Source organism: Streptomonospora salina, assembly GCF_014204715.1.
In the GTDB taxonomy this organism is placed as follows: Bacteria; Actinomycetota; Actinomycetes; order Streptosporangiales; family Streptosporangiaceae; genus Streptomonospora; species Streptomonospora salina.
Genome location: NZ_JACHLY010000001.1, coordinates 2,839,129 through 2,853,570 on the forward strand (window position 1 = coordinate 2,839,129; position 14,442 = coordinate 2,853,570).

12 protein-coding genes and 1 tRNA gene are annotated in these 14,442 nt (G+C 70.0%); 4 read left to right on the top strand and 9 right to left on the bottom strand.

Annotated features, from left to right (window positions below):
- The first annotated feature begins 6 nt into the window (after positions 1 to 6).
- Positions 7 to 912 (top strand): rhomboid family intramembrane serine protease, encoded by a 906-nt coding sequence (locus HNR25_RS12960; RefSeq protein WP_184635407.1) that lies wholly within the window; start codon positions 7 to 9, stop codon positions 910 to 912.
- Positions 913 to 1,231: 319 nt separating this feature from the next.
- Here HNR25_RS12960 and HNR25_RS12965 read toward each other — a convergent pair whose 3' ends face one another.
- The 8 genes from HNR25_RS12965 to HNR25_RS13000 all read right to left on the bottom strand — a co-directional run bounded on the left by HNR25_RS12965 (position 1,232) and on the right by HNR25_RS13000 (position 10,927).
- Positions 1,232 to 1,486 carry a cell division protein CrgA gene (locus HNR25_RS12965; RefSeq protein WP_184635409.1) on the bottom strand — a complete coding sequence of 85 codons (255 nt, stop codon included), beginning with the start codon at positions 1,484 to 1,486 and terminating at the stop codon, positions 1,232 to 1,234.
- 230 nt (positions 1,487 to 1,716) lie between these two features.
- Positions 1,717 to 3,510 (bottom strand): Stk1 family PASTA domain-containing Ser/Thr kinase, encoded by a 1,794-nt coding sequence (gene pknB / locus HNR25_RS12970; RefSeq protein ID WP_184635411.1) that lies wholly within the window; start codon positions 3,508 to 3,510, stop codon positions 1,717 to 1,719.
- Between the two features lie 84 nt (positions 3,511 to 3,594).
- Positions 3,595 to 5,133, bottom strand: coding sequence for a serine/threonine-protein kinase (locus tag HNR25_RS12975; protein ID WP_312862511.1), 1,539 nt, complete (start codon positions 5,131 to 5,133; stop codon positions 3,595 to 3,597).
- Positions 5,130 to 6,569, bottom strand: coding sequence for a peptidoglycan D,D-transpeptidase FtsI family protein (locus HNR25_RS12980; protein WP_184635413.1), 1,440 nt, complete (start codon positions 6,567 to 6,569; stop codon positions 5,130 to 5,132). Before HNR25_RS12980 ends, HNR25_RS12975 begins: the two co-directional genes overlap by 4 nt.
- The gene (locus HNR25_RS12985) at positions 6,566 to 7,942 is read right to left on the bottom strand and encodes an FtsW/RodA/SpoVE family cell cycle protein (protein ID WP_184639255.1); all 1,377 of its coding nucleotides are present in this window, start codon (positions 7,940 to 7,942) and stop codon (positions 6,566 to 6,568) included. The genes HNR25_RS12980 and HNR25_RS12985 overlap by 4 nt, the downstream gene beginning before the upstream one ends.
- Positions 7,943 to 8,003: 61 nt before the next feature.
- Positions 8,004 to 9,395, bottom strand: a complete 1,392-nt coding sequence (locus tag HNR25_RS12990; RefSeq protein ID WP_184635415.1) for a Stp1/IreP family PP2C-type Ser/Thr phosphatase — start codon at positions 9,393 to 9,395, stop codon at positions 8,004 to 8,006.
- Positions 9,392 to 9,883: an FHA domain-containing protein FhaB/FipA gene (locus tag HNR25_RS12995; RefSeq protein WP_184635417.1), complete on the bottom strand. Its 492-nt coding sequence runs from the start codon at positions 9,881 to 9,883 to the stop codon at positions 9,392 to 9,394. The genes HNR25_RS12990 and HNR25_RS12995 overlap by 4 nt, the downstream gene beginning before the upstream one ends.
- Positions 9,884 to 10,165: 282 nt before the next feature.
- Entirely contained in the window at positions 10,166 to 10,927 is a 762-nt protein-coding gene (locus HNR25_RS13000; RefSeq protein ID WP_425579742.1) for an FHA domain-containing protein, read from the bottom strand.
- A gap of 282 nt (positions 10,928 to 11,209) precedes the next feature.
- Between HNR25_RS13000 and HNR25_RS13005 the strand changes: the two genes are divergently transcribed.
- Positions 11,210 to 11,292 (top strand) — tRNA-Leu (locus tag HNR25_RS13005).
- A 121-nt stretch (positions 11,293 to 11,413) separates the two neighbouring features.
- On the opposite strand, the gene HNR25_RS13010 is transcribed toward HNR25_RS13005, so the two are convergent.
- Positions 11,414 to 11,917: an SSI family serine proteinase inhibitor gene (locus HNR25_RS13010; RefSeq protein WP_246463645.1), complete on the bottom strand. Its 504-nt coding sequence runs from the start codon at positions 11,915 to 11,917 to the stop codon at positions 11,414 to 11,416.
- 169 nt (positions 11,918 to 12,086) lie between these two features.
- Between HNR25_RS13010 and HNR25_RS13015 the strand changes: the two genes are divergently transcribed.
- Together HNR25_RS13015 and HNR25_RS13020 are read left to right on the top strand one after the other, a co-directional pair.
- Positions 12,087 to 12,419, top strand: a complete 333-nt coding sequence (locus HNR25_RS13015; RefSeq protein ID WP_312862512.1) for a rhodanese-like domain-containing protein — start codon at positions 12,087 to 12,089, stop codon at positions 12,417 to 12,419.
- 114 nt (positions 12,420 to 12,533) lie between these two features.
- Entirely contained in the window at positions 12,534 to 14,417 is a 1,884-nt protein-coding gene (locus tag HNR25_RS13020) for a PAS domain S-box protein (RefSeq protein ID WP_312862513.1), read from the top strand.
- Positions 14,418 to 14,442: the final 25 nt, after the last annotated feature.

Consider the following 14,442-nt stretch of genomic DNA (forward strand, 5'->3'; position numbering starts at 1 on the left):
GCTCCGATGGCCTCCTCCCCCGCCGACGGCCCCGGTCCGGACGCCGCGGACGACGTCCCCACGTGTTACCGGCACCGCGGCCGCGAAACCTACCTGCGGTGCTCCCGGTGCGACCGCTCGATCTGCCCCGACTGCACCAACGACGCGCCGGTGGGCCAGCACTGCCCCGAATGCGTAGCCGAGGGCAATCGGAATCTGCGGCGTTCGCGCACCGTCCTCGGCGGCCGCGTCGCTTCGCGGCCCACCGTCACGTGGGTGCTGCTCGCCCTGATGGGGGCGGGGTTCGCGGCCCAGCTCGCCCTGCCCGGCCAAGGGCTCGCCGCCGGCTTCGGGATGTACGGACCGATGGCCGTGTTCGAGGGGCAGTGGTACCGGCTGCTCACATCGGCGTTCCTGCACGGCGGGGTGATGCACCTGCTGTTCAACGGGTTCGCGCTGTACATCGTCGGTCGGCAGGTCGAAACCGTGCTGGGCCACGCCCGCTATGCCGCACTGTGGGTGCTGAGCGCCCTGGGCGGGTCGGTGCTGAGCCTGCTGCTGGAGCCGGAGACGCTGTCGGTGGGGGCTTCGGGCGCGATCTTCGGCCTGTTCGGCGCGATCTTCGTGATCGGGCGCAAGCTGCAGATCGACACCCGGTTCATCGTGGGTCTGCTCGCGGTGAACCTGCTGATCACCTTCGTCGTGCCGAACATCGCCTGGGCCGGGCACCTCGGCGGGCTCGGCGTCGGCCTGCTGATGGGGGCGGCGTACGCGTACCTGCCGCTGGGCGGCAAGCGCCCCGGCGGGGACGGCGACCGCCATCTGCAGCTTGTGCACGGACTGGCCACCGCCGGAGTCGTCGCCCTGCTCGCTGCGGGTGCGATGGCAGGGGCGATGCTGCTGCAGGCCGGAGTCGTGCTGCTCGGCCTGTAGCGGACTCGGCAGGCGACTGCAGCGTGCGAGGTGCACGCGTGCACACAGTATCCCCCGGGCGTGTTCCGCGCCCGGGGGATACTGCTTTCCGGCGGAACCGCGGGTCGGGCGCGGCCACGCGTATGCCTGCGCCTCCGCGGTCGGACATGCCGAAAAGAGCTACCCACAACGTGTGGATAACTCTGTGGAAAACCGTCGGTCCGGTTATGTCGGGACGCGCCTGGAGGTGCTTTCGCCGCAGGAGGCGGCCGCCGCCGTGGCGCCGCGAGGCGAATCCGAGAGAAAGCGGAATCCCGCCCGCGCGTGGCCGCTCGACGCGTCAGTGCCAGCGTGTGCCCAGGATGAGCGCGAGGATGATCCCGCCGAACCCGATGGCCAGGTTCCAGTTCCCCAAGTCGCTCATGTAGGGGATCATCGAGCCGGCGATGTAGTACACCGCGATCCACACCACGCCGAGCACCATCACCGTGACCAGCGTCGGCAGCAGCCAGCGCGGACTCACCTGGGGCTTGGTGGCCGACGGCGGCGGCGTGTAAACGGCCTTCTTCTTGCGATCGTTGCGGGACTTGGGCACGGTCGCTGCTCCAAAAACGAATCGGCCGGGAACTGATGGATCTCGGTCGTTACCAGTCTACGCCCAACAAGGCGCCTGCGGGACGGTCGAATCAACCGCCTCACCGGGTGCAATGTCTATGACCTGCACGGATGTGGCTATCCGGCTCCAGGTCGTGGACGCCCCGGAACCCGACGTCGGCTCCCGCCCGGGCCGGGGCCGCGCCGCGCGGCACGCCCCGGCCCGGGGGATCACTCTTGATCGGGCGGCCACGGGAGGTCGCTCTGCCAGTCATCCGGAGTCTCGTTGCCGTCGCCCTCCGGAGTTGTCGGCGGGGTCTCGGGCGGAGACTCCTCCCCCTCGTCCTCGTCGTCTTCGGGCTCGGTGGCCACCCACACGGTTACGGAGCTCTCCGGGTCCACCTCCGTGCCGCCCCCGGGCTCTTGGCGGGTCACCCGGCCCGGTTCCACGTCTTCGCTGGACTCCTCCTGGAAATCGCCGTTCAGCCCCGCGTCGCTCAGCGCACCCTCGGCTTCTTCCCGCGTCATCTCGGACAGGTCGGGCACCGCCACCTGTTCGGGGCCGGAGGAGATCACCAGGTCGATCCTGCTTCCGGGATCGGCGGACTGGCCCCCGGGCGGGCTCGTGCGGACGACTTGGCCTTCGGGGTAGGAAGCCGACGCCTCCTCGCTGGTATCGCCGACCTCGAACCCGGCCTCCTGCAGCGTCTGCGACGCGCCGTCGCGGTCCTGGCCCACGACGTTGGGGATCTCCGCAGACCCCGGACCGCTGGAGATCAGCAGCGTGATGTCGCTCGTGGCGGCGCGCTCCTCGCCGGCGGCCGGCTCGGTGCCGATCGCGTCGCCCTCGCCGATTTCGTCGTGGTTCTCCTCTTCGGCGGAGACGTTCTCGAATCCGCGCTGGTCGAGGCTCTGCTCGGCCTCGGACTGCGACATCCCCTGGACGTCGGGGATCTCCATGGTTTCAGCGGGGTCCGGCCTGACCAGCCAAAGCGTGAAGGCGAGGGCGGTCACCACGGCGATCCCGAGCAGGACCCACAGTGCGGTGCGGCCGCCCCTGCCCTCGCGGCGGTCGTCGTAGCCGTCGTCGTAATCGTCGTAGTCGCCGCGCCCGCGGTCGTCCACGGGCGGAAGCGACGACGTCGCGCCGGCGGCCGCCATGGCCATCGTGCCGGCCTCGGTGGTCATCCCCTGCAGGCCGCGCTGGATGTCCTGGCGCATCTCTTCGGCGGTCTGGTAGCGCCGGTCGCGGTCCTTGGTCATCGCGCGCAGCGTGATCTGCTCCAGCCACGCCGGGATCTCCGGGTCGGCCTGCGACGGCGGCACCGGCTCTTCCCGCACGTGCTGGTAGGCGATCGAGACCGGCGAGTCGCCCTCGAAGGGGGGACGGCCGGTCAGCAGCTCGTACAGGACGCAGCCGGTGGAGTAGATGTCGCTGCGGGCGTCGACCCGCTCACCGCGCGCCTGCTCGGGGGAGAGGTACTGGGCGGTGCCGATGACCTGCGAGGTCTGCGTCATCGTCGCCTGGTTGTCGTTCATCGCGCGCGCGATGCCGAAGTCCATCACCTTGACTTCGGCCTGACGCGTCAGCATGACGTTGGCCGGCTTGATGTCGCGGTGCACGATGGCGTTCTGGTGGCTGTACTCCAGCGCGCGCAGGATGCCGTCGGTCACCTCGGCGCAGCGCTCGGGCAGCAGCCGCCGGTCGTCGTCGAGCAGCTCTTTGAGCGTGCGCCCGTCGACGTGCTCCATGATGATGAACGGAATCGCCAGCCCGTCGACCATGTCCTCGCCGGTGTCGTACACGGCGATGATCGACGGGTGGTTCAGCGATGCCGCCGATTGGGCCTCGCGCCGGAACCGCTCCTGGAACGTGTGGTCGCGGGCCATGTCGTGGCGCAGCATCTTGACGGCCACCATGCGGTCCAGCCGCAGATCACGGGCGCGGTAGACCTCGGCCATGCCGCCGCGCCCGATGAGTTCGTCGAGCTCGTAGCGACCGCCGAGTAGCCGTGGCTGAGACATGTCGTGAACTGTTCCTCGTAATCTGCGCGGGTATGCGGGGGCCCGCGTCGCCTGGCGAATGTCGGATCGTCGCGTGCTCTGCGGTCAGCCTTCTCCCGAAACGTCTTCGGAGTCGCCGCCGGTGCCGTCGCCCCCCGATTCGTCTTCGGAACCGCCCTCGGTGCCGTCGTCGCCCGATTCGTCTTCGGAACCGCCCTCGGTGCCGTCGTCGCCCCCGCCGGGGTCCTCGGTCCCGGTCGAGTCGGGATTCGGGCCGGTTCCGGCGGTCCCCCCGTCGCCACGGCCGTCACCGGGCGGGCTCGCCGGTGCCGTGGACGTCGGACCGGGATCCGGCTCGTAGTCGGATCCGCCGTTGTCCGGCGGCGTGTAGTCCTCGGTTCCGGAGTCCTCCACGGAGGTTTCCTGCTGTGTCGGCGACGGCGGTGGTTCGGACGAGCCGCTCTGCGACTGTTCCGGTTTCGGGTCGTCTACATTGCTGCCTTCCGCCTCGGGCCAGCCTAAGCCTTCGCGTCCGGCCCAGACCGCCCCGAGCACCAGCACGACGGCGGCCGCCACCGCGACGAGGACCAGGGGTAGGCGTGCCCGGGACCTCCGCGCGGGAGCCGGGCCAACACTATCGGACCCCTGCCGGCCGTCACCGTACCCCGGCCTACCTCCGTCCACCGGGGTGGCGCCATCGGCCGCGGCGGGCGCGCCGGCGCCGGCCGTCCCCACCACCGTCGTGTGCGCGGGGTCGGGAAGATCCATGGCCGTGGTCCCGCCGAGCACGGCGCCCAGGTCGGCCCGCAGTCGCTGGGCCGACGCGGCGACCTCGCTCGTCGAGGCGGGGCGGGCCTCCGGCGACTTCTCCAGCAGCCGCTCGACGAGAGCGGCTGCCTGAGGAGGGACGGTGTCGGGCAGGGGCGGCGGCGGTTCGCGGGTGTGGGCCAGCGCCAGAGCCAGAGGGGTGTCGGAGGTGAAGGGCGGCTGGCCCGCCAGGCACTCGTAGGTCACCACCCCCAGCGCATAGATGTCGGAGGAGTGGGTGGCCGGGCGGCCCGAAGCCTGCTCCGGCGAAATGTACTGGGCGGTGCCCATCACCATGCCGGTCTGGGTGAGGGTGACCGACTCGTTGCCGCGGGCGATACCGAAGTCGGTCAGCTTGACCGTGCCGTTCTCGGTCACCAGCAGGTTGCCCGGCTTGATGTCGCGGTGGACGACGTCGCGCGCGTGGGCCGCCGCCAACGCCGCCGCGGCCTGGCCCAGGATGTCCAGTGTGACGCTGGGCTCCAGGCCGTCGTTGCGCCGAAGGATGGACGACAGGGGCTCGCCCGGAACGAGCTCCATGATCAGAAACGCGTGCCCGTCCTGCTCGCCGTAGTCGTAGACCTGGGCGATGCCCGGATGCGACAGTCCGGCGGTGATCCGCCCTTCGGTGCGGAAGCGTTCGCGCGAGGTGGGCTCGGCCATCTGCGCGGGGTGCAGGAGCTTCACCGCGACTTCGCGGTTGAGCAGAGTGTCCTCGGCGCGCCAGACCGTGCCCATGCCGCCGGAACCGATCTGCTCCTGAAGGCGGTAGCGGCCGCTGAGCACCGTTCCGGCCACGGCGCCCGCGCCGGGCGGTCCCGCGTCGTTCTCGCTCACTCGTCGATCACAGCTTCCATCATCCCCTTGGCGATCGGAGCCCCCAGCTCTCCGCCGCTCTGGTCGCCGTTCTCGACGACGACCGCGACGGCGACCTGGGGGTCGTCGGCCGGCGCGAAGGAGATGAACCAGTTGTGCGTGTGCCCGGTACCGGTCTCGGCGGTGCCGGTCTTGCCGGCGACCTGCATCCCGGGGATGGCGCCGGCGGGCCCCGACGCTTCGTCGCCTTCGGTGACGCCGATCATCATCTGGGTCAGGTCCTCGGCGGTGCCGGAACTGACGGCCTCGGAGAAGACCTCCGGCTGGGCGGCCTTGACCTCTTCGAGGTTCGAATTCTGCACCGAGTCGACGAGGTAGGGCTTCATGACGTCGCCGTCGTTGGCCACACCCGAGGCGACCATGGCCATCTGCAGCGGCGTGGCCTCGACGTTGGCCTGGCCGATGCCGTTGCGGCCCAGGATGTTGGGATCGGTCTCCAGGGGTGCGGAACTCTCCGTCACATCCACCGGGACTTCCATCGGCCCCTGGTTGAACCCGTACGCCCCGGCCTGCTCGTGCATCTTCTGGCCACCGAGCTCGATCGCCCAGTTGGCCATCGAGGTGTTGCAGGAGATCTCGATGGAGTGCGCCAGCGAATCGGGGGCGCCGTTGTTGCACGAGGCGTCCCAGGCGTTGGTCAGCGGAGCACCCAGATCCAGGGACTCGGGAGCGTCCATCGTGGATTCGGGGGTGGCCCCGTCCTCCAGCGCCGCGGAAGCGGTGACGACCTTGAACGTCGACCCGGGCGGGTAGACCTCGTTGAAGGCGCGGTTGAGCAGCGGCTTCTGCTCACTCGCCTCCAGCTCCTCCCACTTCTTGCCCGCCTGCTCGGTGTCGGTGACGCTGGCGACGCTGTTGGGATCGAAGCTGGGGGTGGAGTAGGAGGCCAGCACCGCGCCGGTGCTGGGGTCGAGGGCGACGGCGGCGCCGTTCTTGCCCAGCGGATCCAGTCCGTCCATGGCGGCCTGCTGGACTTCGGGATCGACGGTGAGGTAGACGTCGGCGCCCTTGGGCTCTTCGCCGGTGAGCATGTCGCGGAAGTTGTTGACCGCCAGCAGCTGGTTGGAGCCGTCCAGGAAGGAGTTCTCCGCCCGCTCGATTCCGGTGGCCGAACCCGCGCGGAACGCCCCCACGACCGGGGCGTACAGCGTGCCGTTTTCGTACTTGCGCTGGAACTGGTCGCTGTCGCCGCCGACGGGGTCGGAATAGGCGACCTCTTCGCTGCCCACGAGGATGGAGCCGCGGTGCTGGGTGAGGCTTTCGATGAACTGGCGGCTGTTGTAGGGGTGCTCCTGCAGGCTCTCGGCCTGGAACGTCTGGATCCAGGAGATGTTGAGCATCAGCACCCCGAAGAGCGCCAGGGAGAAAATCGCCAGGCGGCGGATGGGTTTGTTCATCGGGAGATCACCTGTGTCGCGCCTTCGTCCTGGATGGCCTGCGGGGCCGGCTTGCGTGCGTTGTTGCTCATCCGCATCAGCAGCGCGAGCATGACCCAGCTCGAAAGCAGGGCCGAACCGCCCTTGGCGACGAAGGGGATGGTCGCACCGGTCATCGGGATCACGCGGGTGACCCCGCCGATGACGACGAATGTCTGGAAGGCGATCAGGAACGAGATGCCCGATGCGAACATCTTGATGAAGAGTTCCTTGGAAGCCAGCGCGATGCGCATGCCGCGCTCGACCAGCAGGGCCATCGCCATCAGCATCACCATGCAGCCGGCCAGGCCCAGCTCTTCGCCGAACGCGACGAAGATGAAGTCGTTCTGCACCTCGGGGACGAAGCCCGGTTTCCCGCCGCCGAGCCCGGCACCGGTCATGCCGCCTTCGGCCATCGCGAACAGGCCCTGCACGAGCTGCTGGCTGTTACCGGCGGTCTGGCAGAAGGATTCGGGGTCGGCCATCGCCTCGTCGGTGCAGAACACGTCCGGGCGGAACGCGTCGAGCCAGGTGACCATGCGCACCCGGAAGTGCGAGACGAACGGGTAGATCAGGGCGCAGGCGCCGAAGAACGCGGTGAGCCCGATCACCAGCCAGTTGCTGCGGTGGGTGGCGACGTAGATCATCGCGAGGAAGGTGCCGAACAGCATCAGCGCCGTGCCCAGGTCGTTCATCAGGATGACCAGGACGATGATGCAGAAGCCCCACATGGCCGCCATCGGCGCGAGATCGCGGGCGCGGGGCAGGTCCAGCACCTTCAGCGGCCCGATCTTGACCTGCCGCGAAGCCAGGGCGAGCACGTCGCGCTTGGTGACCATGTAGCCGGCGAGGAAGACCACCAGGGCGATCTTGGCGAACTCCGAGGGCTGGAGGCTCGTGAATCCGAGGTCGACCCACTGCCGGGCACCGTTGATGCTCGTGCCGACGATCGGGAGCAGCGGCGTGAGCAGTAGCACCACGGCGGCCAGCGCCATGATGTAGGGGTAGCGCTGCAGCGTCCGCGGTTCCTTGAGGAAGAAGACCAGCGCCGCGAACACCGCCATGCTGGCCGCTGTGAGGATCAGCTGGTCCTGGGCGCTGCCCTGCTCGGTGTCTCCGGTGGCCTCGAAGAGCCGCCAGAGCATCGCGATGCCCAGGCCGTTGAGAAGCGTCGCCAGCGGCAGCAGCAGGGGGTCCGACCACGGTGCGAAGTAGCGGATGAAGACGTGCGCCAGCATCGCCAGTCCGCCGAAGAGCACGGCGTAGACGAACAGGCTCGCCGGCATCTCGCCGTTGCGGGTGAGCCCGGCCTCGATCATCGCGAACAGCGTGATCGCCACTGCGCCGAGCGTCATGACCAGCTCGGCGTTGCGCCGCTTGACGGGCGGCAGCTGGGTGGGAGCTTCGGTCGTCACCTCATTCCCCTCCCGTCGGGGTCGCGATGGCGTCGGCGGAGTCCTGCGTGCTGTCGCCGCCCGCGTCCCGCTGCCCGGATCCGGCGGAGTCGAGTCCGCAGGACTCGGGGTCGGCCGCGCAGTCGTCGGCGGTCCCGCGCAGTTCGGCGATGCGCGCGTCGGCTTCGTCGCTGTCGTCGAGGGGGATGGTGGCGTTGACGGCGTTGCGCTGGGTCTGGGGGAGGCCGTCGAGGGGGATGTCGGTGCTGCGGATCTGCTCGGCGAGGTCGTAGCCGGCGACGTCGGTGTTGAGGCCCTGGTAGACGGCGACGGTGGAACCCTCCTGGGAGGGGCCGATGAAGAACTGGCTGCTCAGGTAGCGCGAGCCGAAGTAGAAGCCGGCCGCGGCGACGGCCGCGACGATGACCAGGAAGGTGACGACCATCGGCCACCATCTGCGGGTGCGTCGATCGGAACTCGGCCCGGTCCCGGAGCCGGGGCCCGAACTCGGGGAATCCTCGCGGGCGTCTTCCGCCGGGGGGATGCGGTCCATCTCGGCGGTGTCGCCGGACGATCGGTTCAGTCCCTGTGCGCGGCCGGCCGGGGTGTCGGGGGTCATCACGGGTTCGCGGCGCTGGTCGGCGGCGCCCGCGATCGCCGGTGCCTGTGTGGGGCCGCCCTGGTCGGTGGCGGTGTCGATGATGTCGGCGACCACTGCGGTGATGTTGTCGGGGCCGCCGCCCCGGTTGGCGAGGTCGATCAGCCGCCGTGCGGCGGCGTCGGGGTTGGCCTCGGTCTCCATCGTCTGGCGGATGGTGTCGGTGCTGACCACCCCGGACAGGCCGTCGGAGCACAGCATGTAGCGGTCGCCGACCCGGGCTTCGCTGACGGAGATGTCGGGGTCGACCTGGCTGCGGCCGTCCAGCGCGCGCAGCAGCAGGGACCGCTGGGGATGGGTGGCGACCTCTTCTTCGGTGATCTTGCCTTCGTCGACGAGGGTCTGCACCAGTGTGTGGTCGTGGGTGATCTGCCCGAACTCGTCGCCCCGCAGCAAGTAGGCGCGGGAGTCGCCGACGTGGACCATGGCCATGCGCGCGCCCGACCAGAGCATGGCCGTTAGAGTGGTCCCCATGTTCTCCAGGCGGGGTTCGTCCTGGACCCGCTGGGCCAGCGTGGCGTTGGCGTTCTCGACGGCCTGCTGGAGGGATTCGGCCATCTCCTCGGTCGAGGGGACGTCCTCGTCGAGCGCCGCCAGTGTCGACACGGCGATGGCGCTGGCGATCTCACCGCCGGCATGACCGCCCATTCCGTCGGCGACGGCGAGGAGGTACGGGCCGGCGTAGGCGGAATCTTCGTTGCCTTCGCGGAGGCATCCTACGTCGGAGTACGCCGCGTATCGGAGAGCGATTGTCATTTGCGCAGTTCCAGGACGGTTTTGCCGATGCGGATGGGTTGTCCGACCGAAATGGGCTCAGGGCGGGTCAGCCGCTGCTGACCGAGGTAGGTGCCGTTCGTCGACCCCAGGTCCTCGACGATCCAGCGGCCTTCGTCGGAGAAGATGCGGGCGTGCCGACCGGACGCGTAGTCGTCGTTGATGACGAGGGTGGAGTCGTTGGCGCGCCCTATGACGATCGGCTGCGAGGTGAGGTTCAGCGAGGTTCCGGTGAGCGGTCCCTTGGTCACGACGAGTGTGCGCGGTTCGTTGCGGCGCGCCTTGGGCGCGCGGGAGGGCCGCGCGGGACCGGAGGAGCGCTCCTCGCCGCGTTTGCCGCTACTGCGCTTGGACTTGTTCTTGGCGGGGCCGAGGAGATCGGTACGGATGACGCCGACCGCCATGATCACGAACAGCCACAGCACGCAGAGGAACGTGATCCTGATCAGCATGAGGGTCAAGTCGGACATTGAACTGCTCTTCAGCCCCTGTCGTGCTTCGGCGAGGTGGCGGTCATCGGAGCCGCCACCGCGTCTGATCGGCGTCGGACCCTACGAGATCGTGTCGGAAAAGCCGAACGAACTCAATGGAAAGGGATCCTAGAGGCCGCCGCCGGATGATTCGGCCGCCGTCTGCCGTGTGGTCGGAGGCGGCGCTTGTGGAAGGTCTCTCTACGTCTGCTGTGACGCGGCGGGCGCGCGTTTGGTTGCGGGGGTCCGGGTCTACGGGGGCGCCCGGATCGCGCTCCGGGGTCAGTCGCGGCGGAAGGTCATGGTCGTGCGGCCCAGGCTGATGCGGCTGCCGTCGACCAGGCGCGCACGCTGCACCTGCTCGCCGTTGACGAACGTGCCGTTGGTCGAGCCGAGGTCGACGAGGACCGCCTCGGCGTCCTCCACCCGGATTTCGGCGTGGTGGCGCGAAACGCCGTTGTCCACCAGCCGCAGGTGGCAGTCGGTGCCCCTGCCCAGCAGGGTCACCTGGGTGTTGAGAACGAAGGACTGCTGCATGCCCTGGCCGGCCGTCGAGCCCTCGGTAGGCGCTCCGCCCGGTGAGATCAGCAGGCGCGGCTGCCCTTGGACGTCGGCGGAGCTGCGCGGCTGGTCGCTGACCGGCTGCCGGATCTCACCGCTTTCGACGGTGGATCCGCGGATCACCCCGGAGCGGATACGGAAGCGGCCGATCTGCAGGTCGCCTTCGGACTTGAAGTGTACGCGAACGGGTCCCACGAAGGAGTAGCCCTGCTCGGTCGCGTAGTCGCGCGCGAGCTTGGCCAGTTCCTGGCCGATGGTGTCGGCCAGAGCGTCCATCTGTTCGGCGTCCTCGCCGGAGAGCTCCACGACGAAGTCGTTCGGCACCAGGGTGCGCCCCTGAGCGACGATGGCGGCGCGCTCGTCCATCTCGCGCTGGACGGCACTGGCGATCTCGACCGGTTCGAGCTTCGACTTGAAGGCCCGCGCGAAGGTGCCTTCGATCATGCCTCCAAGCCTGCGCTCGAAGCGTTGGAGCACTCCCACGAGGTACCTCCCTTACTCCACTCCGGATGTACTCACGATCGTAACCGGGCGATCGCCCCCTTGAACTCACGCGCGCCCGCCGGTGGAGATCCGGCCGGGGCCGCGGTCCGCCGCCTGGCGGAGTGGAGCACAGCGGCGGAGGAGGAAGCGTGCACAGGCATCCCGGCGGTCGTGCTAATCTGGACTTCGTCGCCGGGAAGGGACGGACTCCGGGCCTTCGGGCCGGTACCGGACTCCCGGCGGATCCACTGTATATGTGTGCAACCATATACGGGTTCACCCGGGCGGGTGGCGGAACGGTAGACGCGCACGGTTCAGGTCCGTGTGTCCGAAAGGACGTGAGGGTTCAAATCCCTCCTCGCCCACCGAAACGACGGGCCCTGCCGCATGAGGCGGCGGGGCCCGTTTTCGTGTCACCGCCCGTCGCAGCGGCGTGCGGGCGTGCCGCCGCGGGCCGAGTGCGCGGCGGCACGCCGGACGGTCCCGTCACGGGGCCAGGACCGCGCCCAGGTCGTCGTAGCGCTGCAGCTCGCAGCCGTCGGCCCGGGTGATCTCGGTGTCGATCGGGGTGTCGCCGACATGGCCCTCGACGCGGGCCACTTGCGGGCCGCCGTAGATGAAGGTGCACGGACTGTTCTCGGGGACGTCGTCGAACGCGTCGGCGCCGCCGGCTTCGGCGAGGTCGGCGCAGGCGTCGTCGGGCGCGGGATGGTCGCCGCCCGCCGGTTCGCAGGTCAAGCGCCATGTCCGGGGTTCGTCGGGTGACGGGCTGGGAATCGGGGAGGGGGTCGCTTCGCCGCTGGGGCCGCCCTCGGGGTCGGCCGTGATGCGGACGGTGAGCTCGGTTTCGGGCGGCGGGCCGCCGGTGCCGGAGCCCGAGGGCGCCGTGTCGGTCGGAGGGGACGCCGGCGTGGTCACGTCTTCCCCGCCGCACCCCGCCGCGGCCAGTCCCAGGCCGAGGGCGAGTAGGGCGGTCGCTGCGGTCGGCATGCGCATACCCTGTCCGACGTGGCGGGGCGCCGGGAAGTTCCTTCGGTGAAACCCGCGCCACGCACTGTCGCCGCCCTGCGGAGCGTGTGTCCGCCCGATGCCCCACGTCAGAGGGCTCGGTCGGGGCCCGCGTCCGCGGAGACGCACGAGAAGATTCGAGGAGTATCCGGTGTTCGCTGAGAGTGTGCCCGTGGTCGAGGTCGGTTCGGTGCCGCCCGGCGGCTACCTGCTCGACGTCCGCGAGGACGACGAATGGGCGGCGGGCCACGCGCCCGAGGCCGTGCACGTCCCGCTGGGGCGCCTGGCCGAACGAGCGGGCGAGATCCCGCAGGACCGGCAGGTCTATGTCGTCTGCCGGGTCGGCGGGCGGTCGGCTCAGGCGGTCCAAGCCCTCAACGAGGCGGGCTGGCAGGCGGCCAACGTCGCCGGCGGGATGCAGGCGTGGGCGCTGGCCGGCGGCGAAATGGTCAGTGAGAGCGGGGACGAGCCGCGCGTGGCCTGACCTGGCGCCACCGCGTCCGCTGAGCAGCCGCGGTCGGCGCGGAACGGGCGCGGCGCCCGGGTTTTTCGGAGGATGGCCGACCGCGGGGGCGGTCCGGGGTGGCACTATGTCGAGGTGGCCCCCGATCACTTCGCCCCAAGCGCCGACGCCGTACTGGCGTACGCCGCCGACGCGATCGTGGCTGTGGACACCGACCAGCGGGTCGTGCTGTGGAACCCGGCCGCCGAGCGCATGTTCGGCTGGACTTTCACCGAAGTGGCCGGCCGACCGCTGCCGATTGTGCCCGACGAGCTGATGGCCGAGCACCACGCCGTCCTGGAGCGGGTGCGCGCCGGCGACCCCCTGTCCATCGTCAGCCGTCGGCTGCGCCGCGACGGATCCGTCGTCGACGTCCGCATCGACTCCAGCTCCCTGTGGGACGAACAGGGCAACCTCACCGGCTGGATCGACGTTTTCCACACCTACGAGGAGATCGGCGCCGTCCAGAGCCACATGACGGAGCGGGCGCGCCTAGTGCGCCGGCTCACCGACGTGATGGCCGACATCAACGCCGACCTCGACCTCGACGCGGTGCTGGATCGCATCGCCCACAGCCTGACGGAGCTGACGGGCGCCGACGCCGGCGGGTTCGCGCTGATCGAAGGCGACCAGCTGCGGCTGGTGAGCCTGACCCAGCTCTCCGACCACCTGCGCGGCTACCAGGGCCCGCTGGATTCAAGCCTGTTCGGGGAGCTGCTGCGCAGCGGGAAGACGGTGCTGCTGGCGACCGACGACACCCGCAGTCTCGACGACCTCATCTGGGCCGACCTGGAGGGGCTGCACACCATCGCCCTGGGGGTCTCCAACGTTCAGGGGCGCCCCTACGGCGCGCTGTACGCGCTCTACAGCAGGCGCAAGGTCGGCCACGTCGAGTTGGAGCTGCTGGAGCTGCTGGCCGCCCACGCCGGGGTCGCACTCGGAAACGCTATGGCGTACCGCGAGATCGTGCGGCAGCGCGCCCACGAGCACGCCGTCGTCGACTCCAGTGCCGACGGCATCGCGGTGCTGGGGGCCAACGGGCTGGTGCGCAAGTGGAACCGCTCGGCCGCGGAGCTGACGGGCTATGCCATGGCCGACGCGGTGGGCCGCCACCCGCCGTTCCCGCTGCCGGCGCACCAGGGCGAGAACATCCGCCACCGGCTGGACAACGGCCGCTGGTTGGAGATCCTCATCACCGACATCCCCGAGACGGGCGAGCGGGTGGTGGACTTCCGCGACATCACCGAGGCCAAGGCGCTGGAGGAGGAGAAGGACCTGTTCCTGGCCACGGCCGGGCACGAGCTGCGCACGCCCATCACGGTGGTGCAGGGGTTCGCCAGCACCCTGGTGCGGCGCTGGGAGCAGCTCGACGACGACGCGCGCCGCAGTGCCGTCGACACCATCGCCGAGCGTTCGGGCACGCTGGCCCACCTCGTGGAGAACCTGCTGCTGGGATCCGACGCCCGCGAAGCCGAGCAGAAGACCGGCAGCCACCCCTTCGACCTGGAGCGGCTGCTGCGGGACTGTGCGACGGCGTTCCAGCCGTTCTCCGACCGGCACACGCTGGAACTGGATCTGCCCGGGCAGTTGCCATTCGCGATGGGCGACCGGGCCGCCACCGACGTGATCGTGGGCCAGCTGCTGGAGAACGCTTTCAAGTATTCGCCGGAGGGCGGGCGCATCGTGCTGCGCGCGTCCGCGGAGGACTCCCGGGTGGCGGTGTGCGTCGAGGACGAGGGCATCGGGCTCCAGGGCGGCGACGAGGAGCGGATCTTCGGGCGGTTCGTGCAGGGCGAGGCCGGCGATCGCCGCAGGTTCGGCGGTATCGGGCTGGGGCTCTACATCGCCCGCAGGCTGGCCCACGCGCAAGGCGGCGAGGTCACCGCGCACGCCAGGGACGACCGTGGGACGCGGATGAGATTCACCTTACATTCGGTCCACGCCCCGAATCCTGGCGATACCGACATCCCGGACCAGTAGTCGGGTCGCGCGGCTCAGGGTGCGA

What these genes read in the sequence shown, in the direction of transcription:
- HNR25_RS12985 (WP_184639255.1), bottom strand. Translation starts at nt 7,942, where the DNA reads ATGACGCTCGGCGCAGTGGCGATCACGCTGTTCGCGATGATCGAGGCC.
- HNR25_RS12960 (WP_184635407.1), top strand. Translation starts at nt 7, where the DNA reads ATGGCCTCCTCCCCCGCCGACGGCCCCGGTCCGGACGCCGCGGACGAC.
- HNR25_RS12995 (WP_184635417.1), bottom strand. Translation starts at nt 9,883, where the DNA reads ATGTCCGACTTGACCCTCATGCTGATCAGGATCACGTTCCTCTGCGTG.
- HNR25_RS12980 (WP_184635413.1), bottom strand. Translation starts at nt 6,569, where the DNA reads ATGAACAAACCCATCCGCCGCCTGGCGATTTTCTCCCTGGCGCTCTTC.
- pknB (WP_184635411.1), bottom strand. Translation starts at nt 3,510, where the DNA reads ATGTCTCAGCCACGGCTACTCGGCGGTCGCTACGAGCTCGACGAACTC.
- HNR25_RS12990 (WP_184635415.1), bottom strand. Translation starts at nt 9,395, where the DNA reads ATGACAATCGCTCTCCGATACGCGGCGTACTCCGACGTAGGATGCCTC.
- HNR25_RS13010 (WP_246463645.1), bottom strand. Translation starts at nt 11,917, where the DNA reads ATGCCGACCGCAGCGACCGCCCTACTCGCCCTCGGCCTGGGACTGGCC.